The 5673-nt window shown below is 66.8% G+C and carries 5 protein-coding genes and 1 pseudogene; all 6 read right to left on the bottom strand.

Annotated features, from left to right (window positions below; all coding sequences use genetic code 11):
- The coding region (locus J1M87_RS28360; RefSeq protein ID WP_206492961.1) for an SDR family NAD(P)-dependent oxidoreductase at window positions 1-537 on the bottom strand (537 nt) is incomplete at its 3' end.
- Window positions 538-628: 91 nt separating this feature from the next.
- Window positions 629-1789: an acyl-CoA dehydrogenase family protein gene (locus J1M87_RS28355; RefSeq protein ID WP_011331214.1), complete on the bottom strand. Its 1161-nt coding sequence runs from the start codon at window positions 1787-1789 to the stop codon at window positions 629-631.
- An 8-nt stretch (window positions 1790-1797) separates the two neighbouring features.
- Complete coding sequence (locus J1M87_RS28350) at window positions 1798-2586, bottom strand: enoyl-CoA hydratase/isomerase family protein (RefSeq protein WP_011331215.1); 789 nt, start codon at window positions 2584-2586, stop codon at window positions 1798-1800.
- Window positions 2583-4250 carry a long-chain-fatty-acid--CoA ligase gene (locus J1M87_RS28345; protein WP_011331216.1) on the bottom strand — a complete coding sequence of 556 codons (1668 nt, stop codon included), beginning with the start codon at window positions 4248-4250 and terminating at the stop codon, window positions 2583-2585. Before J1M87_RS28345 ends, J1M87_RS28350 begins: the two co-directional genes overlap by 4 nt.
- Window positions 4251-4257: 7 nt before the next feature.
- Window positions 4258-5433, bottom strand: coding sequence for a thiolase family protein (locus J1M87_RS28340; RefSeq protein ID WP_011331217.1), 1176 nt, complete (start codon window positions 5431-5433; stop codon window positions 4258-4260).
- A pseudogene (locus J1M87_RS28335) lies at window positions 5430-5673 on the bottom strand (CoA transferase); the annotation flags it as partial. The pseudogene J1M87_RS28335 and the gene J1M87_RS28340, both read right to left, overlap by 4 nt.

The raw sequence follows: 5673 nt of genomic DNA, 5'->3' as shown, positions 1-5673 counted from the left end.
CAGCGACGCCAGGTCGCGGGCGATCGGCAGGGTGGCGCCGACGATCCCGCCCTTCGATGCCGAGTACGCGGCCTGTCCGATCTGCCCGTCGAAGGCCGCGACCGAGGCGGTGTTGACGATCACGCCGCGCTCGCCGTCGACGGGCTCGTTCTGCGACATCGCGTGCGCGGCGAGGCGGATGACGTTGAAGGTTCCGGTCAGGTTGACCTTGACGATCTTCTCGAATTCGGCCAGCGGGAACGGTCCGTTCTTACCGACGGTCTTGACGGCGTTGCCGATGCCGGCGCAGTTCACGGTGATTCGCAGTGAGGACTCCGCGTTGGCGCGCTCGACCGCCTCGGTGACCGCGGCCTCGTCGGTGACATCCGCCGGAGCGAATTCCACGGTGTCGCCGAGAGCAGCCAGCGCATCCGTGTTCGCGGTGGGCAGGTCGACGGCGATTACCCGGGCGCCCGACTTGGCGAGGGCGGTGACGGTGGCCAGTCCGAGGCCCGAGGCTCCGCCGGTGACGAGTGCGTTGGTTCCGGTGATATGCATGAATACTCCTGACGAAATAGGTTGAGAACATCGGGTTTTTGACAAAGTGAGGTGTGACTGACGCAGTGGTGTCACTGCGCGAAGGTCAACCTCATAAGGCGCGGCCGATGAGTTCCTTCATGATCTCGTTGGTGCCGCCGTAGATCTTCTGCACGCGGGAAGCGGCGTACATCTGCGCGATCGGGTACTCCATCATGTAGCCGTAGCCACCGAAGACCTGCAGGCAGCGGTCGACGATCTCGCACTGCTTGTCGCTGCCCCACAGCTTGGCCATCGACGCGGTCGCCGCGTCGAGGGTGCCGTCGAGGTGACGCTGGATGCAGTGGTCCATCAGGGTCTTGCCGGCCAGCACGTCGGTCTTGCACTCGGCGAGTACGAACTTCGTGTTCTGGAAGTTCAGGATCGGCTTGCCGAAGGCGTGACGTTCCTTGGCGTACCTGATGCTCTCCGCCACCGCGGCCTCGGCCACCGCGACACCGCCGACACCGAGGATCAGCCGCTCACGCTGCAGCTGACCCATCAGCTGGTAGAAGCCCTGCCCCTCGACGCCGCCGAGCAGATTCGCTGCCGGCACCCGCATGTCGGTGAACGACAACTCGCGGGTGTCCTGGCCGTGCTGGCCGATCTTGTCCAGCACCCGCCCACGCTCGAACCCCGGAAGATTCTCCGTCTCCGCGACGAGCAGCGAGATACCCTTGGAACCTTGGCTCGGGTCCGTTTTGGCGACGATGACGAGCAGGTCGCAGTGCGACGCGTTCGAGATGAACGTCTTCGAGCCGTTGATCACGTAGTGGCCGCCGTCGCGAACCGCGGTGGTCCGTACGGCCTGCAGGTCCGAGCCGGTGCCGGGTTCGGTCATCGCAATGGCGAGGACGCTCTCACCGCTCGCACATTTCGATAGCCAGCGCTTCTTCTGGTCCTCGGTGGCATAGGCGGCGATGTAGTGCGCGACGATCGTCGAGTGCACGGCGAAGCCGAACGCGGTGTCGTGGGCGTAGGCGATCTCCTGCTGCACGATCGCCTCGTGGCCGAAGTTGCCGCCCCCGCCGCCGTATTCTTCGGCGATGTCGAGGCACAGCAGTCCCGCGGCGCCGGCCTTGGTCCAGAACTCGCGGTCGACCTGGTGCTGCGCGGCCCAACGGTCCTGGTTCGGGGTGGCTTCCTTGCGGAAGAACTCGGCGGCGTGCTTACGCAGCAGCGCCTGATCGTCGGTCTCCCACGGGGAGCGGTAATCGGGGAACAGCTCGCTCATGATCGGTCCTACTTTCCGGTGAATTCGGGGGCGCGCTTGGCGAGGAACGCGGCCTGGCCCTCGCGGCTGTCGGCGGAATGGATGGCAACGTGAAAGTTGCGCTTCTCGTGCTCGAGTCCTTGCGCCAGAGAGGTTTCCAGGGCCTGGAGGGCGGCATCCTTGGCCAGCGCCACCGCGAGCGGTGAGTTGGCGGCGATCCGCTGCGCCATGGCGACCGCCGCTTCGAGGGCGGTGCCGTCCGGGACGGTCTCGGCGACGATGCCGGCCGCGCACGCCCGCTGTGCGGACAGGAAGTCGCCGGTGAGCAGTAGGGCCATCGCCTTGGACTTGCCGACGGCCTGAATCAGGCGCTGGGTTCCGCCGCCGCCCGGGATCACGCCGAGCTTCACCTCCGGGACACCGAACTTGGCGGATTCGCCGGCGATGACGATGTCGCAGGCAAGCGCCAACTCGCAGCCGCCGCCGAGTGCGAGGCCCTCGACCGCAGCGAGGACCGGCTTCGGGAATCGGCCCAGGTCGGCCCAGATGGTGCCGCCCAGCGCGGCTCGATCGCCGAGCAGCGACTGGTCGCGAATGGCGTCGAAATTGGTGATGTCGGCTCCGGCGCAGAAGATCCCGCCGGCGCCGGTGAGCACGATGGCACGGATCTCGTCGTCGTGCCGAGCCGCGACGAGCTCGGTGTTCAAGGCGGTGAGCACCGCCTCGTTCAGACTGTTGCGAGCCTTGGGCCGGTTGATCTCCAGGATCAGGAGGTGGCTGTCGCGGGCCGTGCGTAGCGGGGCGTTGTCGGGGTTCATCGGACGTCCTCGTAGACGTTGGTGTGCGCGGCGCGCATGGCCTTCTTGTCGAGCTTGCCGACGCTGGTGCGGGGCAGCTGGTCCAGATACAGGACGGTCTCGGGCAATTGCCATTTGGCGAATGCATCGGCGAGCAATTCGTGGATCTCCGACAGTGGAAGTTCCTGCCCGTCGGTCGTCACGACGAGTGCTACTGGACGCTCCTGCCACTTCGGGTGCGGGACGCCGATGACGGCCGCCTCGGCGATCTTCGGATGGGCAACGAGTGCGTTCTCCATGTCGATGGAGGAAATCCATTCGCCACCCGACTTGACCACGTCCTTGATCCGGTCGGTGATCTTCAAGTAACCATTCGGGTCGATGGTCCCGACATCGCCGCTACGCCAATACCCGTCGAGGAACTTGTCGGCGTCGTCGTCGAGCTTGTGATAGCGCTCGATGATCCACGGTCCGCGCAGCAGCACTTCACCCTGACTCGTGCCGTCGTGCGGGAGATCGTTGCCTTCCGCGTCGACGATCCGGATGTCGATGCCGTTGACCGGCAAACCCTGCTTACGCTTGAGATCCCACTTCTCCTCGTCCGAGATCACACCGCGCAGCGAGGGCTTCAGTCCCCGGTTCACCGCGACCAGAGGGGTGGTCTCGGTGGCGCCGTAGGCGTGGATGACGTCGGCTCCAGTGATGTCGTGGAAGTCGCGCATCAGCGACAGCGGCGGCTCGGTGGCACCGGACAGCAGCCGCGCGCGGGAGAAGTCCGGTGCGACCGCAAGCGTCTTGATGTAGTTCATCATGGGCTGGAAGATCGCCGGCGCACCGTTTGCGACGGTGACTTGCTCCGCGATCATCGCGTCCACGAGGACGGATGTGTCCTCGGCGATGTAGCGACCGGGCAGCACGATTTTTGCGGCACTGTAGGCGGCCGCCTGGGGTAGGCCCCAGCCCTGGCCGTGGAACATCGGCGTGATGAGCATGACGGCATCGTCGCTGCTCATCCCGAGTCCGGCGACCTCGGCGAGGGTGTGCAGGTAGATGCCGCGATGCGAGTAGTAGATGCCCTTGGGCCTGCCGGTGGTGCCGGTGGTGTAACACGCGCTGTAGGAGGAGGTTTCGTCGATGACCGGCCAGTCGATCTCCGGGCCGGCGTCCGCGAGCAGGTCCTCCCAGTGCACCGCGTGCGGGAGCGTGGTGGTGATGTCGGCCAGCGGCTTATCGGTCATCACCACCCACGTCTTCACGTTCGGCGTATGCGGTGCCAGCGCCTCGGCAACCGGAAGCAGCGACTCGTCGATGAGGACCACCGATGCATCACTGTGTCCGGTGACGTAAGCGAGATCCTCTGGCGCCAAACGCAGGTTCATCTGCAACATCACGGCAGCGAGGCCGGGAATCGCCCAGTACAGCTCGTAGTGCCGCTTGCTGTTCCAGTCGAGGATCCCGACCACATCGCCCGGCCCGACGCCGATCGAGCGAAGTGCATTGGCACTTCGTTGGATTCGCGCGTAGGCATCGGCGTAGGTGTACCGGTCCCAGCCGCCGTCCGCGGTGCGGTACACGATCTCCTGCTCGGGATAGGTGCGCGCGGCGTGCCGGATGATGGTGGTGGTGTTGAGTTGATAGTGGTCGCCGTGGGTGGAGGGCAGGCCCCTCACGATCTCGTGGCTCATGACGTCCTCAGATGCGTTCGATGATGGTGGCGTTCGCGGTGCCGGTGGCCTCGCAGACGGTCTGCAAGCCGAACCTCTTGCCGGAGCGTTCGAGTTCGCAGAGCAGGTCGGTGAGCATCCGGGCTCCGGTCGAGCCCAGCGGGTGGCCGAGGGCGACGGAGCCGCCGTTGACGTTCAGCTTGTCGTCCGGGACGCCGAATTCCCGTTGGAAGATCAGCGGCACACCGGCGAAGGCCTCGTTGACCTCGAACAGGTCGATCTCCTCGACGGCCAACCCGCTTCGGCCGAGCGCCTTGTGGGCGGCGTCGAGGATCGCGGTGAACTGGATGATCGGGTCGGCGGCGGCGACCGACAGCGCGCGGAACCGGGCGCGTGGGATGAGGCCGTTGCGCTCGGCGTACTCGCGGTCGGCGATCAGCAGCGCGGCCGCGCCGTCGCTGATCTGCGAGGAGTTGGCCGCCGTGGTCCGCCCGTCGGCGCCGAACACGGCTTTCAGGCTCGCCATCTTGGCGGGGTCGATGTGCTCGCGGATGCCCTCGTCCGAGTCGATGACCGGACCGGTCGGGTCGTCGGGGTCGGCGGTGATCGGCACCATCTGGTCGCGGAACTTCCCGGCCCGCGTCGCGGCGTGCGCCCGCTCGTGGCTGCGAGCGCTGAACGCGTCCAACGCCGCTCGGCTCAGGTCGAACCTCTCGTTCATCAGCTCCGACGACGGGCCCTGCGCCATCAGCCCACCGTCGTAGCGGTCGAGTTCGCGCGGGCTGTACTGCGGGCCGAGCGGCGCGCCGGGCAGGAACGCCGGAGGCATCGGCACCCGTGACATCGACTCGACGCCGCAGGCGATCACCAGGTCGTGGGAACCCGCCATCACCGCCTGGGCGGCGAAGCTGACCGCCTGCTGCCCTGAACCGCACTGGCGGTCGATCGTCACCGCGGGGACCGACTCGGGCAGCCCGGCGGCGAGCACCGCGTGGCGGCCGAGATTGCCCGACTGGACATCGTGCTGGATGACGCAGCCGGTGATGACGTCCTCGATCGCGGCGGGGTCGACGCCGGCGCGGGCCACAAGCTCCCGCAGCGTCTGCCCGAGCAGGTCCACCGGATGCCATGCGCTGAGGATCCCTCCGCGACGGCCGACCGGGGTCCGGACCGCGCCGACGATAACGGCCTCGCGAACACTCATGACAAAGCTCCTTGTGCTGAATTACGGGGTGCCGAATCGCGGATTCCGATCAGGGGAATGTCGAGGCGCTTCGCGACCTCCTCCCATTCGCGCGTCGGCTTGGAAAGAAACGTCTGCTCGAGCTCCTCCTGGGTGCCCTCGACACCGAGACCGGCGCGGGCGCGCTCCCAGAAGTGCGGCTCGAGCGCGGCCAGCGCGACGTGGCCGTCGGAGCTGGAGTAGATCCGGTAACCGGGATGC

The organism is Rhodococcus sp. KRD162 (genome assembly GCF_017168335.1).
Classification (GTDB): Bacteria; Actinomycetota; Actinomycetes; order Mycobacteriales; family Mycobacteriaceae; genus Rhodococcoides.
The sequence above is the reverse complement of the archived record's forward strand: the minus strand, read 5'-3'. Positions and strand labels throughout refer to the sequence as shown.